Annotated in this window: 19 protein-coding genes; 7 read left to right on the top strand and 12 right to left on the bottom strand. The window is 31.6% G+C overall.

Features of this window, described 5'->3' with window-relative positions:
* The first annotated feature begins 15 nt into the window (after positions 1-15).
* The 5 genes from Q0891_RS15080 (at position 16) to Q0891_RS15060 (ending at position 4,518) form a co-directional block, all read left to right on the top strand.
* A complete protein-coding gene (locus tag Q0891_RS15080) occupies positions 16-861 on the top strand; it encodes a universal stress protein (protein WP_299102948.1) in 846 nt (281 codons plus the stop codon).
* A gap of 65 nt (positions 862-926) precedes the next feature.
* The gene (locus Q0891_RS15075) at positions 927-1,766 is read left to right on the top strand and encodes a universal stress protein (protein WP_299102946.1); all 840 of its coding nucleotides are present in this window, start codon (positions 927-929) and stop codon (positions 1,764-1,766) included.
* 85 nt (positions 1,767-1,851) lie between these two features.
* Complete coding sequence (locus Q0891_RS15070) at positions 1,852-2,706, top strand: universal stress protein (protein WP_299102944.1); 855 nt, start codon at positions 1,852-1,854, stop codon at positions 2,704-2,706.
* Positions 2,707-3,411: 705 nt separating this feature from the next.
* On the top strand, positions 3,412-3,783 hold the full coding sequence (locus Q0891_RS15065) for a hypothetical protein (protein ID WP_299102943.1): 372 nt from the start codon (positions 3,412-3,414) through the stop codon (positions 3,781-3,783).
* A 90-nt stretch (positions 3,784-3,873) separates the two neighbouring features.
* On the top strand, positions 3,874-4,518 hold the full coding sequence (locus tag Q0891_RS15060; RefSeq protein WP_299102941.1) for a hypothetical protein: 645 nt from the start codon (positions 3,874-3,876) through the stop codon (positions 4,516-4,518).
* Positions 4,519-4,556: 38 nt separating this feature from the next.
* Here Q0891_RS15060 and Q0891_RS15055 read toward each other — a convergent pair whose 3' ends face one another.
* The 8 genes from Q0891_RS15055 to Q0891_RS15020 all read right to left on the bottom strand — a co-directional run bounded on the left by Q0891_RS15055 (position 4,557) and on the right by Q0891_RS15020 (position 18,115).
* The gene (locus Q0891_RS15055) at positions 4,557-5,390 is read right to left on the bottom strand and encodes a universal stress protein (RefSeq protein WP_299102939.1); all 834 of its coding nucleotides are present in this window, start codon (positions 5,388-5,390) and stop codon (positions 4,557-4,559) included.
* Between the two features lie 88 nt (positions 5,391-5,478).
* Positions 5,479-6,273, bottom strand: a complete 795-nt coding sequence (locus Q0891_RS15050; RefSeq protein WP_299102937.1) for a glycerophosphodiester phosphodiesterase family protein — start codon at positions 6,271-6,273, stop codon at positions 5,479-5,481.
* Positions 6,274-6,368: 95 nt separating this feature from the next.
* On the bottom strand, positions 6,369-7,982 hold the full coding sequence (locus Q0891_RS15045) for a RagB/SusD family nutrient uptake outer membrane protein (protein ID WP_299102935.1): 1,614 nt from the start codon (positions 7,980-7,982) through the stop codon (positions 6,369-6,371).
* Positions 7,983-8,001: 19 nt separating this feature from the next.
* Entirely contained in the window at positions 8,002-11,076 is a 3,075-nt protein-coding gene (locus tag Q0891_RS15040) for a TonB-dependent receptor (protein ID WP_299102933.1), read from the bottom strand.
* Between the two features lie 301 nt (positions 11,077-11,377).
* On the bottom strand, positions 11,378-14,143 hold the full coding sequence (locus Q0891_RS15035; protein ID WP_299102931.1) for a triple tyrosine motif-containing protein: 2,766 nt from the start codon (positions 14,141-14,143) through the stop codon (positions 11,378-11,380).
* Positions 14,144-14,256: 113 nt separating this feature from the next.
* Positions 14,257-14,985 carry an MIP/aquaporin family protein gene (locus tag Q0891_RS15030; protein WP_299102929.1) on the bottom strand — a complete coding sequence of 243 codons (729 nt, stop codon included), beginning with the start codon at positions 14,983-14,985 and terminating at the stop codon, positions 14,257-14,259.
* 14 nt (positions 14,986-14,999) lie between these two features.
* On the bottom strand, positions 15,000-16,496 hold the full coding sequence (glpK, locus tag Q0891_RS15025) for a glycerol kinase GlpK (RefSeq protein WP_299102927.1): 1,497 nt from the start codon (positions 16,494-16,496) through the stop codon (positions 15,000-15,002).
* Positions 16,497-16,549: 53 nt separating this feature from the next.
* Positions 16,550-18,115: a glycerol-3-phosphate dehydrogenase/oxidase gene (locus Q0891_RS15020; protein ID WP_299102925.1), complete on the bottom strand. Its 1,566-nt coding sequence runs from the start codon at positions 18,113-18,115 to the stop codon at positions 16,550-16,552.
* Between the two features lie 187 nt (positions 18,116-18,302).
* Here Q0891_RS15020 and Q0891_RS15015 point away from each other — a divergent pair, with 187 nt between their 5' ends.
* Together Q0891_RS15015 and Q0891_RS15010 are read left to right on the top strand one after the other, a co-directional pair.
* Positions 18,303-19,061 carry a DeoR/GlpR family DNA-binding transcription regulator gene (locus Q0891_RS15015; RefSeq protein ID WP_299102923.1) on the top strand — a complete coding sequence of 253 codons (759 nt, stop codon included), beginning with the start codon at positions 18,303-18,305 and terminating at the stop codon, positions 19,059-19,061.
* Between the two features lie 12 nt (positions 19,062-19,073).
* Positions 19,074-20,573: a sulfatase-like hydrolase/transferase gene (locus Q0891_RS15010; RefSeq protein ID WP_299102920.1), complete on the top strand. Its 1,500-nt coding sequence runs from the start codon at positions 19,074-19,076 to the stop codon at positions 20,571-20,573.
* A gap of 92 nt (positions 20,574-20,665) precedes the next feature.
* Here the strand turns inward: Q0891_RS15010 and Q0891_RS15005 are convergent, their stop codons facing one another.
* The 4 genes from Q0891_RS15005 to Q0891_RS14990 all read right to left on the bottom strand — a co-directional run bounded on the left by Q0891_RS15005 (position 20,666) and on the right by Q0891_RS14990 (position 24,101).
* Complete coding sequence (locus tag Q0891_RS15005) at positions 20,666-21,094, bottom strand: peptidylprolyl isomerase (protein ID WP_299102918.1); 429 nt, start codon at positions 21,092-21,094, stop codon at positions 20,666-20,668.
* 136 nt (positions 21,095-21,230) lie between these two features.
* Entirely contained in the window at positions 21,231-22,652 is a 1,422-nt protein-coding gene (locus tag Q0891_RS15000; protein WP_299102916.1) for a TolC family protein, read from the bottom strand.
* A 10-nt stretch (positions 22,653-22,662) separates the two neighbouring features.
* Positions 22,663-23,340 carry an ABC transporter ATP-binding protein gene (locus tag Q0891_RS14995; protein WP_299102914.1) on the bottom strand — a complete coding sequence of 226 codons (678 nt, stop codon included), beginning with the start codon at positions 23,338-23,340 and terminating at the stop codon, positions 22,663-22,665.
* Between the two features lie 17 nt (positions 23,341-23,357).
* Positions 23,358-24,101: a DUF2807 domain-containing protein gene (locus Q0891_RS14990; protein ID WP_299102912.1), complete on the bottom strand. Its 744-nt coding sequence runs from the start codon at positions 24,099-24,101 to the stop codon at positions 23,358-23,360.
* Positions 24,102-24,109 lie beyond the last annotated feature (8 nt).

The raw sequence follows: 24,109 nt of genomic DNA, 5'->3' as shown, positions 1-24,109 counted from the left end.
TAAATTTTAGAACTTATGAAAAATATACTTCTACCCACCGATTTTTCCGATAACTCTTGGAATGCAATAAAGTATGCTATTCAATTATTTAAAGATGAAACTTGTACTTTTCATTTATTAAATACTTATACTCCAATTATATATAACGTAGAATATGTATTAGGATATCCTGCTCAATTTGGTTTAGGAGATGCCATAAGAGATGCCGCTATAAACAACCTAAATGAATTAAAGTCAAGAATTTCTATAACCTTTAAAGAGAACCCTAAGCATAAGTTTAATACAGTGCCTCGTTTTAACACATTAGTATCTGGTTTAAAAGAATTTTTAATAGAGAACAAAACCGATTTAATAGTAATGGGAACGAAGGGTGCTACTGGAGCGCAAGAAGTATTATTTGGCTCTAACACTGTACATGTTTTTAATGAAATAAAATGTCCTGTTTTGGCAATTCCTGCCAATTTTAAATATGAGAAACCAATAGAAATTCTCTTTCCCACTGACCTAGATGTAGATTACAGCAATTTTAAAATAGACATATTAAAACAAATTGCTATAGAGCATAACTCTAGAATAAATGCCTTGCATGTGTCAACGGGTAACGACCTCACATTTAAGCAAATAAACAGTCAATTAAAGTTAGAGTCATTTTTTAAAGGTATCTCTTATTTATTTCATAACTATTTGCAGATGAATGTTACAGATGCAATTAATAAATTTCAAATGAAAGAGAAAATCAACTTATTGGCTATGGTTAATAATAAGCATTCTTTTTTTGAGAACTTATTTTTTAGATCCACACTTAATAAAATTGGGTTTCATTTAAATGTGCCCTTTCTGGTAATACCTGCTATAAATTAATTTATCATTTTGAAAAAATAGAGTGGAAAACACTAGTTGATTTTCGTAGAATAAAAATAAATCACATGAAAACTAACATTTTAATACCCACAGATTTTTCAAAAAACGCATATAATGCAGCTACATATGCGATGAAGTTATACAAAAATGAGTCATGTACGTTTTACCTCTTAAACTCATGGGCTTTCTCAGTTTCTCACTCTAGGACCTATGTAACAGCAAATTATTTGAAAAAATTAAAAGAGGAGTCAGAAAAACAATTAAAAGATTTAAAAGTTCAACTCAAAGCCGAATTTAAAAACACTAAGCACGAGTTTAAAACAATTATTAGTAAAGACCCTTTATTAGTTGCAATAAAAAAAGAAACACAAGCTCATCTTATAGATCTTATAATAATGGGTACAAAAGGTGCTACAGGAGCTACAGAATTATTTATTGGCAGCAATACTGTTAATGTTATTAATAAATTAAAGAATTGTCCTATTCTAATAATACCAAATGAATTTGATTATGTAGTACCAAGGAAAATTGCCTTCTCAACGGATTTTAATAGGTTTTATGGAGAAGAACTAGAACACTTAATTCAACTCGCCAATCTGCATAAATCTAAAATAAGTGTTATTCACATAAATGAAAAGAATCTTACAGATAAACAAAACTATAATTTAGCCATGTTAAAAGCATATTTAGAAAATCACAAACACCGATTTCATTGGATGACAGGTTTTTCTAAAAAAGAGCACGCTTTAAAAGCAGCTACTGAAGAACTTAGCATTGATATACTTACAATGATTAATTATCAACACAGTTTTATTGAGAATATAATTAATGAACCAGTGATAAAAAACATAGGGTTTCATCCTATCATTCCTTTTCTGGTAGTACCATGTTTCTATGAGAAATAGCGTCATGTGTTATAGCTGATTATTATCATTCCATATCATCAAAATTGTCATTAATTTTAATTGAACGGATTTAATTTAGTTAATCATGAGACATAAAATTTTATTACCAACAGATTTTTCTAAAAACTCAATTAAAGCTATTAATTATGCTAGGGAGCTATATAAAAATGAATATTGCGATTTCTATATTCTAAATGTTTTTTGGGCAACAGGGAATATCTTAGATAGCTTATTAAACTTAAAGCCAGGAAGCGAACTATATGAAACAGCTAAGCTCAATTCTGAAAACGGTTTAGCTTCCGTTTTTGATATGATTACAATGAACGATTCAGCGAACCCTAAACATAACTTTAAAGTTATTTCTCAATTTAATAATGTTATAGATGGTATAAAGTCCATAGTAGATAAAAAAGATATAGAAATGGTAGTAATGGGTACCAAAGGGAAAACACATTCTAGTGCAACTGCATTTGGTAGCACTGCGATTTACGTTATGGAAAAAGTACGTAATTGCCCAATTCTAGTTGTGCCAGCAGATGCAGAAATTAAATTACCTAAAGAGATTGTCTTCCCTTCAAATTTCAGAACTAATTTTAAACAAAGAGAACTTAAACATCTCTATAATATTGCACAAAAAAGCAACGCTAATATTGCTATTTTACATATCACAAAAGAAGAAAAATTAGACAAAGAACAGGAGGAAAACATAAATTTACTAAAAGAAATTTTAGAAGGTATCAGTTATAAATTTCACACTTTATCTTCTAACTCAATTCAATCTTCAATAAATGTGTTTGTAAAAAGCAGAGGTAGTGATATGGTGGCATTTATAAATAAAAAACATTCCTTTTTTGGAAGTATTTTCAGTAGTCCAATGGTAAAAGAAATTTCTTATCATTTAAAGGTACCTATTTTGGCTATGCACAACTTAAAAAATTAAAATTACCAAATCATTAAGTCATTTTAATTTGCATTCATAATTAAACCTATTTCATTGACTATTTAAACGTTAATTCATCAAATTATATAACGCAGATAAAGTGACAGCTTATAAATAACCTATACCAACTGACTTATATCATTTTATAATTCGATTTAAGCTGCTACATTTAATAGATAAAATATTCAGTTTAATATAATAATGGCACTAATTAACCCTAACAATAGAGTACGTAAGTTCTCAAAATAGAACAATGACCATTAAAAAAAAATCTAAGCAATGATGACTTTTTTAATAATGACTTCTTTGAAGAAGACTACCAAATACCAGCATTGAATGTAAGAAATATGAGAATAGTTTTGATATAGAGATGGCGACGCCAAGTTTTTCAAAACAAGATTTTAATATTACCATAAGCAACAACAATCTCAATGTTTATGAAGCAAAACAATACGAAAAAGATTAACAGTTAATGCGTAAATAATTTAGTTATATTTTTTTTTCAAAGGTTCTTAAGACTTTCTAATTCTATTTATCAACTAAATTATTAATGCGCTTTACAAAGTTGGTATTCTAAAATGAATCTTTGAAATATTGAAAAAATAATAAAAGCAACTTAAAAAAGTGATTTAATTACATTAAACAACGACAAGCAAAAGGCAAGTGTTAAATATATTTTGCCATTAACTTATAAATTAGTTAGACATGAAAACAACACAAATACAAACAAAATATTTAGAATGGTTGAGTGCAGAACAAATGCATTTAGAATCGAAAGAGTGGTTATCAGAATTACTTTTTTTAAAAGATGAACATTTTTTTTATGAAGATTTAGTTCTAACCTTTATAAAACAGCTTATTGAGCCAAATAAATTCTCCGACAGCAAGGAAATTATCGAGGTATTAAATAAGTCTCAAAAACAGAATGATCTATTAATTGAAGCGATTAAAGTACACGAAAATGATCTTAAAATCATGTTAGACGGGATCAATCAAACAGAAGAGGAAAAGGCTTACAGAAAATCGCATTATGGCTTAATAATAGAATTAAAAGAATTTAAAAAGTTTTACGTATAATTAAAAAAGCGAGTCTTCAAAACTTTTAAAGTCATAAAAAAAGAAGATAAAAGAAATTATTTACTTGATAAAACTTAAAAATAAAACCACATGAAACGGCTATTTCTTACAATAATTTTATCTATAATTTTTAGTTGTAATTCAACACAGCTTACAGAACAATGGAAAAACCCTGATATCGAGAACTACTCGCCAAAGAAAATTTTTATAATTGGATTAACTTCTAATATTGAAGCAAGAGAAAAATTTGAAAATCAAATAAAAAATCAATTAGAATTACGCCATATAGAATCCGTTTCAAGTTTAGAATTTCTAGATCCTCAATTTAGAACAGAAATGATGACAAAAATTCAGTTTATGAATTTAGAATTAGATTTAATTGAAGCAGGGTTCGATACGATTCTATTTTCGAAAGTAATTGGTGTTGAAGACAAAATAGTTTACAGACAGAATTATAAAAAACATCACGAAACTAATATAAATTTTAGTGAAGATTATTTAAAGTATCAAGATCAATTTTATAATCCCAATGATTATAATGAATACCAAATATACAATGCAGAGACCACTATGTTTTGCATATGTCCTAATAAAGAACATAGCATTGTTTGGAAAGGTTATGTCAGTATTACTGATCCTAGATCTATCGAAAAAACTGTTAATGAATACGTAAATTTAGTAATCGCGGTATTAGAAAATCAAAAATTAATTGACGCCACTGAAACTACAAAATAATTGAACCATCAAATGCTTTATAAATAAATATGTAATATTTAAGAATGAAATACCAATAATGGAACTCTTAATTTAGAACTTATCTTAGTTGTAGAAGACCCTTTAAAAAAGCGTTCAATAAAATTTTCTTTCTGAACCATTAAGGCCATTAAGTTAATAGGATGTGTTTGAATATAACTTGCTACGGCATATTCCATAGGTACATTTTCAATTGAGTTATATAAATAATTTATTGCATTGAATACCGTATTAATTGTCTCTATATCTTGTTCTCGTTCTAGAGCAATTTCATCAGCTGCACTTATTCTAAGTAAATGTAATTTATCACCAAAATGCTCTATAAATTGAATTAATTGATTAAATGCCTTACTATTTAATGTATCATCAACATCTAAAGGAATTAATACTTCGGACGGTTTAGAATATAAGAATCCCTCAGGAACAACTAACGTAGGGCATTTAACATTTCTTATTACATTAATTGTATTACTACCAAAAAGCACTTCTTTTGCACTAGAAACACCATTACTTCCCATAATTAATAAGTCAAATGGTGTGATAGAGTTTAGTTGATTTATAGACTCCGTTAAATCATCATAATCAACTACTTGATGAAATGTAAAATTATTGTTTAAAAATTCTGATTTAAAATCATCAACTAAAACGGATAGTTTTTCCTTCGATTTTTTCAGAATGGAGTCATAAATACTTTGACCTCCTCCCATTACCAAATCATCGCTTACATAAACTTTAGAGCTTTCTACATGTAGCACATGAAAATCGCATACCTCATCTTTAAATAGGTTTAAAGCATAACGTATTGCATTAATTGAATTATTTGAAAAATCTGTTAATAGGAGTATCTGTCTCATCATCATCGGTTTTTATAAATTTAACCAAAGATTAAAAGACCTAAAATGATTTAAATCATTATTGTAACCTACATCAATTATAATTTAATTATTTATGCAGCTTCAACCTATCAAAAGCGAGTTCAGGTTCATCTGTTGTAATGTAGTCAAAATTATGAGACAATAACCAATCTATATCTTCTTGCTTATTTGCTGTCCATGAATTAAGAATTAGATCTAATTTTCTAGCCTCATCAATCCATTCTGGTTTATCTTTTAATTTATAAACAAAATAATCTAAGCCTGTAATATTATCCAGTTTTAGTGTTTCTGGAGTTTTTGAACCATCTAAATATAAAACCTTAGAATTAGGATCTATTTGTCTAATGTGCTTTATAACCTCATAACTAAAACTAATGTAATAAGATATATAAGCTTCTGCCTTAAGTTCTTTTACTAATGCTACAGCTTTTTCTGCCATTAAAGTATTGCGACCTTCTATTTTAGAAGGTTTAATTTCACATACTAAACCTGTTGAAGAATTATTAACCATACCTGCTTTAATAAACGCCTTTAAGGTTGGTAACGATTCTCCATTTGGTAATTTATGTTGCGCCAATGTTTCATATGTTGAAGATTCTATATGTAAACCACCATAATCAGCATCATGAGTTACTATAAGTACTTCATCTGCGGTCATACGCACATCAAACTCAGAGCCTGTGCACTTTAGACGTATTGCCTCATTTAGTGCTGCTATGGAATTTTTAGGTAAACCATTTGCCTTCCAAGCACCTCTATGTGCTATTACAGGATTATCCGCAAACACAATTTCTGTTTCTGTAGTAGAGGTTTTACATGACAACATTAAGACATATATACAGAGTATAATAACATATTTCATTCCGAATATTATTTAATTAAAAAAATAAATTTTTATTAAAAAATTAAAAAAATGGGCAAGAACTCTTGCCCAATTTTCAAACTAATAATAAACAATTAATTATAACCTAGGTTTTGAGGGTAATCTGGCCCTAATAAATCTAGATCTCTCTGTGCAATTGGCCAATTTATGAAATGTGGTTGCCAATTTGTCCTTGGGTCTTTAACCCCTAAATTTGCTGGAAAATACTCTCCATCTCCAGCGTAATTTGTAATTTGAGCATCAATAACATCTTGTCCCATTCTTTTTAAAGTAAACCAACGTTGCCCTTCAAAAGCTAATTCACGTGCACGTTCATCTAAAATAGTTTGTTGTGTAACACTCGTTACTGGTGCTGCTCCTGCTCTTTCTCTTACAGCGTTTATATATGGCAAAGGATCTCCAGAAGACCTCATGATTGCTTCTGCAGCGATTAAGTAAGTTTCTGCTAATCTATAAACTGTGATATTACCTCTTATTAAATATGACGCTTCATTGCCGTCTTCTTGAGCAAATTTTATACAACATGGATGCATTCTTTGATAGTAAGATGTATAGTTGCTACTTGGATTATTTAAATCTGTTATTGGCGCATAATTATCTACCTCTTCACCAATTCTATCTCCTGACGTGTAATAGAATTTTAATCTAAAATACGTATCATCATCTCTTGTATCGTTAGGATCTTCTGCCAAAAGATTTAGCAAATATAAATTTGGTAGAATTCTAGCAAAACCTCTTCCGCCTTGTTCGTTGTTATAATCAACACCAGAAATTTGAAAGAACTGAGCTACATAGTTTGCATTCATCATGGTTGTTCCACCACCACCAAGCAAATCATCTTGCGATTGAATTACAAATAAAGATTCTGAGTTATTTCTATCACCTTCAAATACATCTGCAGTACTAGCGACTAAGCTGTGTGGAGAATCTGGCCCTTCTATTACGTCTAATGCTTGATTCTTCGCTTCTGTCCAATCACCTTGCCACATCGCTACTTTAGCTTTAACATGTTTTGCAGTCCCTTTAGTTACACGGCCAAAAGTATCTACCCATTCTAAATTTTCAATAGCATAATCTAGATCACTATTAATAAGAGCAAATATCTCTTCGTCAGTAGATCTATCGTTTACAACATCGAATGCATTTTCTACAGTTACAGTTTCTGTTGTCACAAAAATATTATTATACATTCTATACAAATAGAAATAAGAATGTGCTCTAAAATACTTGGCTTCAGCTAAAACTTTTTTTCTAGCATCTTCATCAATACCATCTATTTCATCTGCAGCATTTATAATTGCTGTTGCCTTATTGGTCATGTTGTAGAAATGCTTCCAAAATAAAGATGAAGCAAAATTTGAACCTTGATCTACTGGAGAAATACCCCTTTGGTATCTTCCCATTAAACCTGTATAACCAGATCTAGAAAAAGCTAAATCACTTCTAGAAGACATTAAAACAGCTCCCATATAATCTTCTGTACTTGCATCATAACGGTCGCGCTCAAATTTATATAAACTCACTACACCAGACTTTAATCCTTCCTCTGTAGTGAAAATATAATCTGAATCAATTAGTGTACTTGGCTGTTCATCTAAGTAATCTTCACATGAAGTTACAACAAAGAAAATAGCCATGGTTAGCAAAATGCTACCCTTTAATTTTGTATAAAAAAACTTCGTTTTCATAATCTTATTATTTTTTTAATTAAAACTTAACTCTTACTCCAAAAGTGAATGAACTCGCATCTGGATAACCTGTATCTGCATTAGAAAATGTACTTCTAATATTAACCTCAGGACTATAACCTATATAATCTGTATCAGTAAAAACATTAGTTGCTGTTACATAAAATCTTATTTGATCAAAATTTAACTTATCAGTAACCTTATCTGATAACGTGTATCCAAGACTCACAGTTCTTAGTCTAATATAAGATGCATCTTTCACTGCTAAGGCATTTAAATACAATGGTGCAGAATCTGCATTTGGTCTAGGAAATGAATTTGAAGGATTCTCTGGTGTATAGTAATCTACTTTTACACCATTAATATCACCTCTTAATGTACCACCATTATTATACGTATTTAAAAAAGGATTAACTTTTGTAGCACCTTCTACAGCATAGAAATCTAAAAGTAAATCAAAACCTTTATACTCTACCGTAGTAGATAACGACCCAAAGAAGTCTGGATTTGGATCAATAAATACACGATCTTCTTGTGTTATTTTTCCATCAGGACCAGGAATTATATTTCCTTCATCATCTACGCCATTAACATCCTTAATTTTTATATCACCAGCTCTTAAATCTGGTTGTGGTAATGCTGAATCTGGATTTGCTTGAGCAGAACCAGCAAAATCTTCGCCTTCTTGCCAAATACCGTCAAACTCATATTGATAGATTACACCTACTGGCTGACCTACGTAATAATTGTACGTATTATCTTCTGTTATAGCATCGCCATTTCCATCATTATACAGTTCTAAAATCTCGTTTTTGTTGTTAGACCAGTTTGTAGATACAGCCCATTTAAAATCGTCTGTATTAATAATGTTTGCAGTTAAACTAAGCTCAAAACCTGTGTTTTGCATCTCACCAGCATTAAAGAAGGTTGATGTATAACCTGTTGTAGATGGTACACCTCTTCTTAATAATAAATCATTTGTTCTTGCATCATACCAGTTAATGTTACCCACTAACAATCTTTCAAACAATGAAAAATCTAATCCAAGGTTTAACGTAGTAATTCTTTCGAATTTTAAATCTGGATTTGGCAATATAGTTGATGGCGAAAATCCTGATCCTGTTTCACTATCAAAAATATACGGTTGTGCGTCTGCTGTAAATAATGATGTATAAGCACGTCCTAAATCATTGACTAACGAACCATAACTTGCTCTAAATTTTAATTCTTGTACGGCATCCGCATCTTCCATAAAGCCTTCTCTGTGAATTTTCCAAGCAAAAGAACCTGCAGGATTATAACTCCATTTATTCCCTTCTCCATTTAAAGAAGCACCATCTGCTCTTATAGTTCCTTCAAAGCTGTATTTGTCGTATAACGAATAACGAGCTCTAGCCATATAGCCCAAATATCTAAATGTATTACCATCGCGCTCTACAAGGACATTGCCAATTGCACTTGCTATACCATTGTATCCTAAATCTTCATTTGAGAATCCTTGACCTTCCGTGTAAGTTCTAGAATATTCATTTTCTTGAGAAGATTGTACCAATGTTAAATTGAATTTATGATCGTCTCCAAACGCCTTGTCATAAGTTAAGATATTTTCGATTAAATAAGATTCTCTTAATTGATTATCAATTCTGGCAATACCTCTTACATCGTCTCCTGCAGAACTTAATGAAGACTGATACTGTCCTCTTTCTGAGTTTCTTCGTGTTAAATTCGCTTTTAACTGATATTGTAAATCTTTGGTGATTTGCCACCTTGGCGTTACATTTATTACAAAATCATTTCCTTTCTCATCATGGTCTTGTTGACGTAAATTCCATAATGGATTTACAGCAGAACCTTCTTCTCCACTTGGAAAACGCGTTATACTTCCATCAGCATTATAAGCATTTCCTAAAGGCGATGTAGTAATAACATTTACATTAGCAGCTCTTTCTACATCATCGTTTAATATATTTAAATCAAAATTAACAGAGAATTTATCACTGATTTTTTGATCTACATTTAATCGTAACGTTTTTCTGGTGTAACTCGATGTTGGGATTATTCCATTTTCTTTAAAGTAATTGATACTTCCAAATACTTTAGTCATATCTGTACCACCACTTACACTAATGGCTTGGCTGTTTACAAAACCATTTCTCATTAACTCGTCTTCCCAATCAACGAAATTATTGTTCGCAATATTCTCTAGTTCTATGTCAGAGAATACATTATCAAGCTCATCATCAGCGTAACTATCGTCAGCTCTCGTAGACCTTACAGCCTCTCTTCTCAGTTGCGCAAATTCTTGTCCATTATAAACATCAAAATTTCTTTCAATAGATTTTGTAGATAAATAACCATGATAACTCACACTAATTTTACCTGCTTTACCACGTTTTGTTGTAATTAAAACAACACCGTTTGCACCTCTAGATCCATAAATTGCTTGCGCTGATGCATCTTTTAAAAACTCAATAGATTCAATATCATCTGAGTCTATATCTTCAATACCACCATCTCTAATGATGCCATCTACAACATAAATTGCACTCACAGCACCTTCAATAGAACCTTGTCCTCTAAAAATAATATCTGAAGTTCCACCTGGTCTTAGAGTACCTCCTCCAACATCAACTTGTAAGCCAGCAATTCTACCACGTAACATCTCATTAACATCTGATGTTGGTGATAATATAGCTTTTTCCAAATTAGTTGTTGCTACTGCATTAACAATATCGCTTTTCTTTTGTGTACCATAACCAACGACTACCACTTCTGTCAATGAAGAATTATCTTGTAGCATAATTGTCATTTCTCCATCAGTAACCTTTACCTCTTGTGTTTTAAAACCAACATAAGATATAGATATTACAGAATCATCACTAGATACCTCTAAAGTAAATCTTCCATCAAAATCTGTTTGAGTTCCTCTACTTGTTCCTTTTTCTATAACAGATGCGCCAGGTAACGGCATATTATCTGATTCAGAAACCACTTTTCCTTTTACAGTAGTCTGCGCAAATAGAGCAAAAGAGCTACACAATAAAAAGACAAAAAAGAATATTTCAATTCTTGATCTTTGAAATTTTAATTTCATAAATATTGTTTTGATTAATTATTTAGTTACCAAAATTAGAAAATACTGAAACCCTATTCAGATCTTCAAATTTTAAGATATTGTAAATTTAATCTTAAGAATATGTTAATATGATAATTTACACCTCGATAAAAAACGAACATCGCAAAATTTAACAACCTTTAGTTCTGTGAAATTGCTTTAACTTCCTATAAACATTGAGATAACTAGAATTACGAAATTTGCAATAAAATATTGATTTTCAACGTGAATAGACGTTTGTCGTGGTAAGGTCTAGGTAAATATTGCTATTGTCAAGGTGCTAGAATTTTAAGATATAGTTAACAAGGCTCTCATCATGATGTAATTGTAATCTTTTGCGTAACCTATAACGTTTAGTCTCGACACTTTTTGTAGATATATTCAATAATGGCGCCATTTCTTTTGAGGATAAATTCAACCTTAAATAGGCGCAAAACCTTAGATCATTTGGTGTAAGATCTGGATGCGCAGCCTTAATTTTATCCATAAAATCTTTATCTGCATTGTTAAAGGCTTGTTTAAAGAATTTCCAATCTTTATTATTATTTAAATTGGTATCTATAAGTTTAATTGCACTACTTATGTCTTCTTTATCCTTAGTAACTTTTAGCTCTTTCTTTATCTTACGAAGTAATTCATTTTTCTTAATGATACTCATGGTAGAAATAGCCAACTCTCTATTTTTACCTTCAATATCTTGATTTAACTTTTCATTTTTAATCTGCATAAAAGCACGTTCACTCTTAATGTGCTCAAGCCTTAAAATACGTTCGTAATAGAATTTATAGGCTTTATGGATTAAAAGACCAATAACTAGAAGCAATAATAAATAAACAAATATGGCGACATTAGATAAATACCAAGGTCTATTAATTGTGAATGCATAACTAACACTATTTTCAGTTTGTTGGTTCCCAACTTTTCCCCTTACTTCTAATTTATAATCGCCGAACGTCAAGTTTTCAAATTGAATATTAGGTGACTCTGACCAAGAACTCCACTTTTCCATTTTACCTTCTAATCTATACTGATAATTTACTTCTAGGAATTTATCATATTCTGGCACAGAAAAATTAAAGTGTAGCGTGCCGTAATCGTAATTAAAATCGCCGTTAAGTGCTAGTGGTAAATCTTTAGTTTCATCATTAAGAGACGAAATCGTAACCGCATTCAGATAAATATGATATTCTCTTTTATTTTTTATTTGTGATAAGTCCATAGTTAGGTAACCATTAGAAGTTCCTAACACATAATTTTCTTTTTCAATATGCTGAATGTTTTCAAAACCCAACACACCTTTTCTTAAATTATTTGGAATTGAAATCGTCGTTACCTCTGGTTTATTAGTAAGATTATCATAACTCACAAAACTTATATTATCTTCTGAGAACAGCCATAACTTACCTTTTTGATCTACAACCATTTTCACTGATTTATAAGGCGAAAACTTTTCTGATAAATCTAAATTCTTTTTAAATTTTCCTTCTTTTTTGATGTAATCAAACACACCATCTTCAGAGGTGTAAAGAATATTGTTTTTATATGATATTAAACCAGAATTTTTTCCTAGCTCTAACTCAGATTGGTGTTTTATATCTATTACCTTATGCAAAGTGCTATCTAATTGAATATTAAAAACACCTTTGTATTCATGATTAACAAGTATTTGATTATGATCATTAATTTCAAAAAATCGAGATGAGTTTTTAAAGCCATCAATCTTGTTCCTTAGCTTCCAAGTGCTTCCTTCTTTTTGAAGCACATACAACCCATCGTAATTACCTTGAAGCAAAAGATTATTTCGATTTGGTACAGTTTTAAAATTCCAAGCACCTAAAATTGAGCTTATACTTGTCGCTTTATCTTCATTTATTAGAAATGTACCTAAATGATGACCACAAAACAGATTCTCATTTTCATCATTAAATAAACTCCAAACTTGCCCTGCAGTTCCTTTTACAAATTTAAAATCTTGATTTTTAGACTCTAAAGATCTAAAGAACAATCCTTGATTTGTGCCAACATAGAGCTGATTATTAAATATCAAAGTTGTGTAAACCGTCCCTATACTTCCGTTATAATCTATAAATGTTTTTATAGACGAGTTCACATTAATACAGTTTATACCGTTATCTAATCCTGTCCACACATTATTTTCATAATCTTCAAAAAGAGTTAACACAGTATTATTTGCTAATCCTTTCCTTTGATTTATTTCATAATCTATTTCGCCATCTTGACTAACTTTTACTAATCCATTAGAAATAGTACCTAGCACAAAACTTTGATCTCTTAATTGTATGCTACTAAAGATATTGAGTTCTTTTAGTCTTTTATTTGATGAAACATCCCAAGCTTCAAACTCTTTATCTACAAATTGAAAAAATCCAGAATTTCTAGTAAGAATAATCAGCTTTTCGTTCTTATAAAAAATATCGATTACACGATCTTCTATGACTATTTTATCATTTAAAATTAACTTAGGCTCTCCTTCCTCTAAAACATATATACCTTCATTTGCAACATGATAATAGATTCTATTATTAACATTAAAAACCTTGTAAATAATATTTTCAGAATTTATAGTTTTAAATTCTTCAGAGACTTTATCATAGAAATAAAGAGCATGACCTGCTTGAAACAACACCCAATCTTCATAATCTAAAATATCCCAAATTTGATCATCGCTTAGAATTTTATCACCCAATTTTGGTATTAGCGACTGATATACTAAGTGGCCATACTCATGACGTTCCCAATAACCAAACTCCTCATAACAGCCAGAATAAATTCTATTATCTATGGCTTTCACAGCTCTTAAAATCGTATGATTTGGAGATCGATAAGGCGTCCAATCTGATCCATTATATTCTAATAATCCTAAATTATTAGCGACATAAATATACTTATTGGTATTTTGTGTGATCATCCAGTTTTGGTTTTCTCCATTATAATCTGAAGTAGAAAATGTCTCAACAGGAGGTAACTCTTGCCCAAAAGACATGAAACACAAAAAACATAAAATAATAAACTGAAAAGATTTCATTTGCCTATTTAAAAATTCTATTTATGTAAATATAGTTTTTAGATTACGAACAAACAAAATGCCAACCCAAAACGAGTTGACACTTCTAACTATAACAAAAAAACTATATAATTCTATAATAATACAAGCATCAACAAAGCTGCAAGTGCTCCACCCACTATAGGTGCTAAAACCGGAATCCAAGCATAAGACCAATCACTTTTTGCCTTGTTTTTAATAGGTAAAATAGCATGCATAATTCTAGGTCCTAAATCCCTCGCAGGATTTATAGCATAACCTGTTGTTCCTCCTAACGACAAGCCTATAGACCAAACTAAAAATGCAACGGGTAATGCACCTAACGAACCTAAACCTATAACCGTACCAGAATCACTGATATTTGCATCAGTAAAAAAGAATATGGTAAACAATAGCACAAAGGTGCCTAACATTTCACTAAAGAAATTAGAAAACGTATTTCTGATTGCAGGAGCAGTGCAAAAAACTGCTTTTTTACCATCTGCATCATCAGTGGCATCAAAATGATTTTTATACATTACCCAAACCAAAGTTGCACCTATCATTGCACCAATCATTTGTCCTAAAATGTACATTGGCACATCTGCCCAAGGAAACTTACCTGCAATGGCCACAGCAACCGTTACAGCCGGATTGATGTGCGCACCACTATAAGGACCAGCTATTACAACTGCCACATAAACTGCAAGTGCCCAACCTGTTGTTATCACAATCCAACCACTATTATTTCCGATGGTTTTATTTAAAACTACATTTGCAACTACGCCTCCTCCCAGTAAAATTAATATCGCTGTACCAATAATCTCTGCTATAAATGGTGTCATAAATTCAGTTTTAATTAGTTATTATTTGTCCAATACTCTAATGCTTCAATTGCTCTATACCAACCTTTTATATTGGCTTCTATTTCTGCTCTTTCTTCTTTAGGATTAAATGTTTTATCTGTCTGCCATATATCTTGTATTTCTTCAGGATTATCCCAATAACCGACAGCTAAGCCTGCTAAAAATGCCGCTCCCATTGCTGTGGTTTCAACCACTTTTGGTCGCACAGTTACAGTATTTAAAACGTCAGACTGAAATTGCATCAACATATTATTGATTGTTGCGCCTCCATCTACTCGAAGTTCCTTTATAGACAAACCCGAATCTGCTTCCATAGCCTTTAAAATATCCATTGTCTGAAATGCGATTGACTCTAAAGAAGCCCTTGCAATATGTGCATCTGTACTTCCTCTCGTTAATCCAAACATAGTGCCTTTTGCATGCTGATTCCAGTGTGGTGCTCCAAGACCAGCAAAAGCTGGTACAAAATAAACACCATCTGTATCTTTTACAGAAGACGCTAATGCTTCAACATCAGCAGAATTCCTAATAATCTTTAAACTATCTCGCAACCACTGTACCACAGCACCTGCAATAAAAACACTACCCTCAAGAGCGTAAGTTGTTGTTCCATTTATTTTCCATGCTACTGTTGTAAGTAAATTGTTTTTAGAAACAATTGGTTTTTCTCCAATATTCATTAACATAAAACAACCAGTTCCGTAAGTATTTTTAACCATACCAGGTTTGGTACACATTTGTCCAAATAATGCAGATTGCTGATCTCCTGCTATACCAGAGATCGGAATTTTTGTGTCATAAAATGTTGAAGTTGTATGGCCATAAATTTCACTTGAAGCTTTAACCTCTGGTAGCATACTTTTGGGAATGGTTAATAATTCTAATAACTCATCATCCCATTCCATTGTGTTGATGTTAAACATTAAAGTACGTGACGCATTTGTAACATCAGTAACATGCTGTTTTCCTTTGGTAAAATTCCAGACCAACCAACTATCAATGGTTCCTAAAATTAAATCTCCAGCTTCAGCTTTTGCTCTGGCACCTTCAACATTGTCTAAAATCCATTTTACCTTAGTGCCAGAAAAATAAGAATCAATAACTAATCCTGTTTTTTCCTTAATCATTTGAGCCTTGCCTTCTTTCTTTAACTGATCGCAAAAATCTGCTGTTCTCTTATCTTGCCAAACGATAGCATTATAAATAGGATTTCCTGAATTTTTATCCCAAACAACAACTGTTTCTCGTTGATTAGTAATACCAATCGCAGCTATGTTTTCTGCATCCAATCCTTTATTTGCAATGGCTTCTGCAGCGACACCAGCTTGTGTAGACCATATTTCTTTAGGGTCGTGCTCTACCCAACCTGATTTTGGAAAGTACTGCGTAAATTCTTTTTGCGCACTGCAAATTATATTGCCTCTTTTATCGAAAACAATAGCCCTAGAACTTGTAGTACCTTGATCTAAGGATAAAATATATTTTCCCATAGTTTGTTGTTTATAAATTTAATTACCGAAGTAGAGGTTCGGCAAGAATTAGTTTATTTTAAAATATATTGGTCTGCTATTTCAATAAATTCTGAAATCTGCGCAGATTTCCAATCATTGGTTTCATTTAATTCTGACCTTAATAGCTCTCCTACCATTGGCGCCATTTCTATAGCCGCTTTAGCATCTAAGAATAAAACTCGGACACGTCTCGCCAACACATCTTCAATGCTTCTTGCCATTTCATGCCTAACTGCCCAGATAACTTCAGCTTTTGTAAATTCTAATCGTTCATGCAATTTGTCACCAAACGATGGATTTTCTTTTATCAACTCCTCAATTCCTTTTTGGTCAGTGCCATAAATATAAAGATGATTTGTTCTATCTACAGAACCATTTGACCCATGAATTTTTAAACCTTGAGTTTTACAATTTGCCTTTGACAACTTGTTCAAATCAATTATTTTATTCACAGTATCTTGAGCCATTCTTCTGTAAGTGGTCCATTTTCCGCCTGTAATAGAAACCAATTCAGAATCTGAAACTATTATTTTATGGCTTCTAGAAATCTCCTTTGTTTTCTCAGATTTATCTTTAGGTGCAGCCAAAGGTCGTAATCCAGCAAAGATGCTTAAGACGTCATTTTTGTCTGCTTTTTTATTTAAATATCTGTTCGCCGTTTCTAAGACAAAAGCAATTTCTTTATCTAAGGGTTTTGGCTCTAAACTATGGCTGTCTAACAATGTATCTGTTGTACCAACCACAACTCTATTATGCCAAGGCACTAAAAACAATACTCGACCATCATCCGTTTTGGGAATCATAATAGCGTCATTACCTGGCAAAAACGATTTATCAAAAACTAAGTGAATTCCCTGACTAGGACGAATACTATTTTCCGCATCCTTATTATCCATTTGTAAGACTTCATCAGAAAAAACACCTGTTGCATTAACAACCACTTTGGCATTTAAAGCATATTCTGTATTTGTCTCAGTATCAATTGCAATTACACCATTAATCTTACCATGCTCATTTTTCTGAAGGTTTTTTACCTTAAAATGATTAAGCACTGTGCCTCCATTTTCAATGCAACTTTGTGCTATATTCACTGCTAATCTTGAATCGTCAAATTGACCATCATGATAAACAACACCTCCTTTTAACTTATCCGTTTTTAAAGTAGATAATCTTGAAATAGTTTCACTTTTCTTTATTCTAATCGATTTACCAAAACTTAATTTTCCTGCTAAAAAATCATAAACTTTTAAGCCTACAGTGTAGAAGAAATTATCCCACCATTTATAGTTAGGAATAATGAACGATTGATTACTTACCAAATGTGAAGCATTCTGCAACATCAAACCTCTTTCATACAAAGCTTCACGCACTAAATCAATATTACCTTGCGCCAAATACCTCACACCACCATGCACTAATTTAGTACTTCTACTAGATGTGCCTTTAGCAAAATCTACTTGCTCTAACAACAATGTTTTATAGCCTCTAGTTACACAATCTAAGGCTACACCTAATCCTGTGGCTCCACCACCAATTATTATGACATCCCAATTGATATTGGCTTTTAGTTGATCTATTAAGGTTTCTCTTTTAAACAAAATATGTTGTATTTATTTCAATCATCTTTCAAATATATAAAATATAATGCAAAATGAAACAAAACGAAATAAAAAATTAATAAAAAAGAAGAATTACACAAATAAAACACTTCATTTTCTTTCGTTTTACTATATTTGTGTTTTATTTAAAAAATTAGCTAGTTTAATCGTAAAAAGCCAATATTGCATGAAGCGACACCAAAATATATTAGATAGACTCGCCAAAGAAAAGCATTTAGAAGTCCTTGATTTATGCGAGATTCTTAATGTTTCAGCCGTAACGATACGAAAAGATTTAAAACTATTAGAACAAAAAGGTTTGCTTTACAGAACTCATGGAGGCGCATCCTTAGACAATCCATATATTAACGAACGAACCGTTTTAGATAAAGAAAAAATCTCCGTAGAAGAAAAAAACGGTATTGCCCAATTAGCTGCTTCTCGTATTATAGAGAACGACTCTATAATGATTGCTTCAGGTACAACTGTACAGGCCTTCTCTAAATTTATTAAGGCTAAAAACAAACTCACCGTTATTACATCTTCGGTTCATGTTGTTTTACACCTTATACATGATAGCAATATTGAAATTCTTCAACTCGGTGGCTATATAAGACATAGTTCTGCCTCAGTTATAGGAAATTATGCAGAGCACATTTTAAATAATGTGTCTTGCAGTAAATTATTCATAGGTGTTGATGGTATAGATATAGATTATGGGCTTTCAACCACAAATTTAGAAGAAGCCGAACTCAATAAAAAAATGCTACACGCAGCTCAAAAAGTTATTGTACTTGCAGATTCATCTAAATTTGGAAAAAAGAGTTTTGCGAGAATATGTGATCTTTCTCAAGTTGATGAGATAATCACGGACAGTGGCATTTCTGAAATGAAACGCAAAAAACTAGAAGAAAAAGAAATAAAAGTCACTATAGTAGACAATTGATAAATTAAAAAAATGAAACAATTTTTATTTGTAATGGTATTTGCAGTATTATTTTCATGTAATTCCGACAAAAAGAAAAACGGAACTTCGCCTGAAGACTCCACACAAAACAAACAACCTAACATTCTTTTAATTGTAGTAGACGATCAAGGCTATGCAGATTTTGCACCCTTTGATAATTTTGACACCTCAGTTTCAACACCAAATATTGCTCGATTAGGAAAATCTGGGACTGTATATTCTCAAGCCTATGTTACTGCACCAGTTTGCAGTCCATCTAGAGCCGGAATCATTACAGGTAAAAATCAATTTCGTTGGGATATTCCTGCAAGTTGGGGACCAGGATTACCAGATGATGTAAAAACACTTCCAGAATATTTAAAAGACGCTGGCTACAAAACCGCCAGAATAGGAAAAAATGATTTAGGTAGAAACTTTCATAAAAATAATGTTAGAGAATACCCTCTTAACCATGGTTATGATGAATTCTTAGGTTTTTCAGCACATGCTCATGATTATTGGGCAAACTCAAAAAGCATACAAGAACGAACACCAGATCCTTATGGTACTAGTGCTGCTCTAGGACCGTTGATGCACAATATGGGCGAAAAAAGTTATGAAGATGGCTATCTCACAGATATTTTAACCAACGAATCAATCAATTACCTTAAGCAAGAGCATGACGAACCCTTTTTCTTAACCTTGTCTTATAGTGCTGTTCATCACCTAATCCATGAGGTACCGAAAAAATATTTAGACAAATACAGTGTTGAAGAAATTCCTAATTACGATCCAGACAACAAACTAGAATACAGCCACCACGAACCAGGAAGTTATTCTGCCTATTATGATAAGTACTCTAGAGTTGGAGCAATAAATACGGATGACTTAAGAAAGTATTATTTGGCAAACCTTAATTGCTTAGATGACAATATTGGTCGTGTACTTGATGCACTGCATGAAACTGAACTCGATAAAAATACATTAATTGTATTTATATCAGACAATGGCGGCTCTCCACTTACAGGTGCAAACAATGCGCCATTAACTGGAGGAAAATATTCACTTTGGGAAGGCGGAATACGTGTACCAATGGCTGTAAGTTGGCCAGGACATGTAGATGCAGGCAAAATTGAAAAGCAGTATGTCTCTGCCGCTGATATTTTACCTACGCTAACCAATGCGGCAGGCATTACTCTAACAGATCAAAATTTAGATGGAATTGATTTATTTGAATCCAAAAGTAACGACCGATTACTCGTTTGGAAGTGGCAAAAAACTTGGGCTGCTAGACTAGGTAAATGGAAGCTAACTAATACAAAAGAAAACCACTGGAAAAGTGAACCTTCTGAACAATATATTGCTCCAATAAAAGATGATTTAACTCTTAAGTTATTTGACATTGAAGCAGATCCTGGCGAACGAAACGATTTTTCGGCTCAACATCCTGAAATAGTAATACAATTAGAAAAAGCATACAACGATTGGTGTAATGCCAATATTAAAAAATAACTTTACCCTTATTTGATTAATAGCAAATTTTCAAATGCAAAAAACCTGCGAATTAAGTTTCACAGGTTTTTCTATTTTAATGTAAAAACTAATTATTTAATCTCTACTACTTCTAATTCAAAAACTAATTCTTGGCCAGCTAGAGGATGATTTCCATCAACAATTACGTGGTCCTCATTTACTTCAACTATTCTAAATTGATGCTCATTACCTTGTGCATCTCTAGACGCTAAACCTAAACCTACTGCAGGCTCCATTTCTGGTGGTAATTGCGCTTTCTCTACCTTATGAAATAATTCTTTTATAACATCTCCATAAGCTTCCTCCATAGGAATGTCTACAGTTTTCTTATCATTCACTTTCATATCAATAACTGCTTTTTCAAAACCAGGAATTAACATACCTTGACCTAAAGTAAACTCTAAAGGCTCACGCTCTAAAGAACTATCAAAGACTTGTCCGCTTTTTAATTTTCCTGTATAATGCACTTTTACAGTATCGTTTTCTTTTACTTGACTCATAAATTTTTAATTTCATTTAAATAAGTTGCAAAACTATTATTTAATAAAGAGAATAAAGAATGATGCGACGGTTTTCCTCTGTATTTATGAAAAACTTAACTTCATAAGGTACAATCTCAACTTCAACATATTAGCACTAGTTAACCAAACCCCTGTAATAGTCTAATACTTTAGTTCTAAGTAAATACTCATACTTTGCATTTGCCCTGTTGACTAAGGCATTATCTAAGTTGTTTTTACTAGATATATAGTTTAAAAAATTAGAAACACCATTTTTAAATCTTATTTCATTAATCCGGAAAGATTCTTGGTAGGCTTCAACTTGTTTTTCAATACTTTGATAACGTTGATAAACAGCTTTCATATCAAAATGAACTTGTGCTATCGCATTTTTGATGTCTAAGTGTGTTCGCTCTAATTCTAGCAAAGATTCTTTGACTTCGATTTTTCGTAAAGCCACATTATTCTTTGCTCTAAAACCATTAAAAAGTGGCACATTTACGGCTACACCAACGACAGTATTTAGGTTATTATCTAATTGATCTTTATAGGCTATATTTTGCGCATCGAAAGTAGTTTGTTCCGTCATAACTAATAAATCTTGGCCATCTACAGTGACATAATCGCCTGTTGATACAATACTTGTGCCTGAAGCCGTAAACGTTTCTGCTGCGCTAGAGTAATTAGTATTAACACCTCCAAATATTGAAATCTCTGGCGTAAATTGAGATTTAGCGACACTAACACTTTTTTTTGCAGCATCAATCCGTAATTCTTTAGCTTTAAATGTTGCTAAGTTTTGTAAAGCATCTACATAAACTTCATCTGCAGATAACTTATATTCCTCAAAACCTAAGAGCATAGTTTCTGAATTAACTTCAATATTAGTCTCAATATTTAATAATTGAATTAAACTCAATTTGGCATTGTTCAAACTACTTTCTGAAACTAAAACACTCGTTTCATCACTCGCCACTTGACCTAAAATATCTGCGTAATCTGCAGGATTCCCTAATTCATCATCAAAAAAGTCCTTTTGAATTTTAAGTTGCTGCCTCGTAACTTTTAAGCGAGCTTTAGAAAGTTCTAATACATCTTGAGCGTTTAAAACTTGAAGAAAGGCTAAGGTCACGTTTAAAATTAAATCTTGTTGCGCAGCTTCCGTTTCTAACTGTGAAGCGTGATTATTTAACCTGTTTTGCTTAGCAGTGTTTAATAGCCTAAAGCCATTAAAAACTGTCATATCTAAACTTAAACCTAAGTTTGAAAATGTTAATTCTTGATTTATAAAATCATTTGTAAATGGATCTATACTTCTTCCGTCATTGACACCAACATTAAAGTTACCATTAACACTTGGTAGCAAGTTTGCCTTTGATTGCTGGTAATTTATCTTCGCAGAATTTTCTAATAGTGCTGTAGATTTTAATTCTAAATTATTTTCTAACGCAATAGAAATACAGTCTTCTAAAGAATAACGTTTCGTAGCATCATTTTGAGCAAAGATTGACCACACCATCAAATTAAAGATAGTTGCTAACACATATTTATTTCTCATGATTTTTATATTATTCTGAAACTATATTACCGTCCAGTAGATTAATTATTCGTGAGCCATAAGAGGCATTCGATTCTGAATGTGTGGCCTGTATGATAGTGACACCTTCTTTATTTAATTCAGAAAACAAATTCATAATTTCCTCACTTTGTTTAGAGTTTAGATTACCTGTAGGCTCATCTGCCAAGATTAATTTAGGTTTTCCTATTAAGGCTCTGGCAATACCAACTAATTGTTGTTGTCCTCCACTTAATTGTATTGGGAATAAGTCTTTCTTTCCAACAATATTAAAACGATCTAACATATCTGCTACCATCGCTTTACGTTCTGAAGATTTTACATTCTTATACAATAAAGGCGTTTCAATGTTTTCATAGACATTCAATTCGTCTATAAGATGATAGGCCTGAAATACAAAACCAATATATTCTTTATATAATTTAGACTTGTTTTTATCTTTCATGGCATGTACTGGCTCACCCAGAAACGTATAACCTCCACCTGTAAAACTATCTAACATACCTATACAATTTAACAAAGTAGACTTACCCGAACCTGATGGTCCCATTAGCGAAATAAACTCACCTTCCTTTACATCTAAATTTATGTTGTTGAGCAACGTAACCTTATTACTACCTGAATTTACCGTTCTTGTAGCTTCATTAAGACTTAACAATGTATTTATCATTTTCTTGCTTTTTTATATTAATCAATTTTAGTGATTTCAGAATCACCAAAACTCAACCCTTTATTGACCTCAGCTTTACCTTTATATCGCAATGTTGCCTCTCCATAGGCCGTAAATTTGATATGCTTTGAAGCTTGAATTTTAAACACAGCCTCACCATATGCTTTTAATTTAGAAGTTTTATTATCTACACCAATAAGGTTAATATTACCAGCTCCATAAGCAGTAATATTTTGAGAGTTTATTAATCCTTTTTTAATTGTGAGCTGGCTTTCTCCATAAATATCTGCGTTAAAAGTCTGAAAATTAACATCTTTAAATGTTATTTGAGATTCGCCATACACGTACAATTTAAATTTATTTCCATCTATTAAACTTTGACAATATGTGCGTTGTTCACCTCTTAAAGACATCGTTTCAATATTTTTATAGGTTACAAGAATTGTTAACACCTTACCTTTATAAATAGGCACTTTCATTTTCATTCCATCTTTTTCTACACTTTCATGTTTTGTCGTTTCTTTGGCATCATCTAAATATACTCGCAGTGTATTTTTATTGACTTCAATATTTACTATACCGTTAGATTCTGTATTTTCTAAAATAGTTACAGACTCTTCATCACCTTGAACAAAAGTGGTTTCAATATGAGGACTAATGATCACTTTACTAAAAGACTCAACAGTATGCTTTGCTTGTGAAAACAGGTTTCCACATATTAAAAGCAAACTAAACAATGTTATTTTCTTTATAATTTTCATAATATATA

Source organism: uncultured Winogradskyella sp., assembly GCF_947498005.1.
Lineage (GTDB): Bacteria > Bacteroidota > Bacteroidia > Flavobacteriales > Flavobacteriaceae > Winogradskyella.
Note: the sequence above shows the minus strand (reverse complement) of the source record. Positions and strands in the feature narration are given on the sequence as shown.

What these genes read in the sequence shown, in the direction of transcription:
- Q0891_RS14995 (WP_299102914.1), bottom strand. Translation starts at nt 23,340, where the DNA reads ATGATAAATACATTGTTAAGTCTTAATGAAGCTACAAGAACGGTAAAT.
- Q0891_RS15080 (WP_299102948.1), top strand. Translation starts at nt 16, where the DNA reads ATGAAAAATATACTTCTACCCACCGATTTTTCCGATAACTCTTGGAAT.
- glpK (WP_299102927.1), bottom strand. Translation starts at nt 16,496, where the DNA reads ATGGGAAAATATATTTTATCCTTAGATCAAGGTACTACAAGTTCTAGG.
- Q0891_RS15015 (WP_299102923.1), top strand. Translation starts at nt 18,303, where the DNA reads ATGAAGCGACACCAAAATATATTAGATAGACTCGCCAAAGAAAAGCAT.
- Q0891_RS15040 (WP_299102933.1), bottom strand. Translation starts at nt 11,076, where the DNA reads ATGAAATTAAAATTTCAAAGATCAAGAATTGAAATATTCTTTTTTGTC.
- Q0891_RS14990 (WP_299102912.1), bottom strand. Translation starts at nt 24,101, where the DNA reads ATGAAAATTATAAAGAAAATAACATTGTTTAGTTTGCTTTTAATATGT.
- Q0891_RS15075 (WP_299102946.1), top strand. Translation starts at nt 927, where the DNA reads ATGAAAACTAACATTTTAATACCCACAGATTTTTCAAAAAACGCATAT.
- Q0891_RS15005 (WP_299102918.1), bottom strand. Translation starts at nt 21,094, where the DNA reads ATGAGTCAAGTAAAAGAAAACGATACTGTAAAAGTGCATTATACAGGA.
- Q0891_RS15070 (WP_299102944.1), top strand. Translation starts at nt 1,852, where the DNA reads ATGAGACATAAAATTTTATTACCAACAGATTTTTCTAAAAACTCAATT.
- Q0891_RS15065 (WP_299102943.1), top strand. Translation starts at nt 3,412, where the DNA reads ATGAAAACAACACAAATACAAACAAAATATTTAGAATGGTTGAGTGCA.
- Q0891_RS15010 (WP_299102920.1), top strand. Translation starts at nt 19,074, where the DNA reads ATGAAACAATTTTTATTTGTAATGGTATTTGCAGTATTATTTTCATGT.
- Q0891_RS15045 (WP_299102935.1), bottom strand. Translation starts at nt 7,982, where the DNA reads ATGAAAACGAAGTTTTTTTATACAAAATTAAAGGGTAGCATTTTGCTA.
- Q0891_RS15055 (WP_299102939.1), bottom strand. Translation starts at nt 5,390, where the DNA reads ATGAGACAGATACTCCTATTAACAGATTTTTCAAATAATTCAATTAAT.
- Q0891_RS15060 (WP_299102941.1), top strand. Translation starts at nt 3,874, where the DNA reads ATGAAACGGCTATTTCTTACAATAATTTTATCTATAATTTTTAGTTGT.
- Q0891_RS15050 (WP_299102937.1), bottom strand. Translation starts at nt 6,273, where the DNA reads ATGAAATATGTTATTATACTCTGTATATATGTCTTAATGTTGTCATGT.
- Q0891_RS15030 (WP_299102929.1), bottom strand. Translation starts at nt 14,985, where the DNA reads ATGACACCATTTATAGCAGAGATTATTGGTACAGCGATATTAATTTTA.
- Q0891_RS15000 (WP_299102916.1), bottom strand. Translation starts at nt 22,652, where the DNA reads ATGAGAAATAAATATGTGTTAGCAACTATCTTTAATTTGATGGTGTGG.
- Q0891_RS15035 (WP_299102931.1), bottom strand. Translation starts at nt 14,143, where the DNA reads ATGAAATCTTTTCAGTTTATTATTTTATGTTTTTTGTGTTTCATGTCT.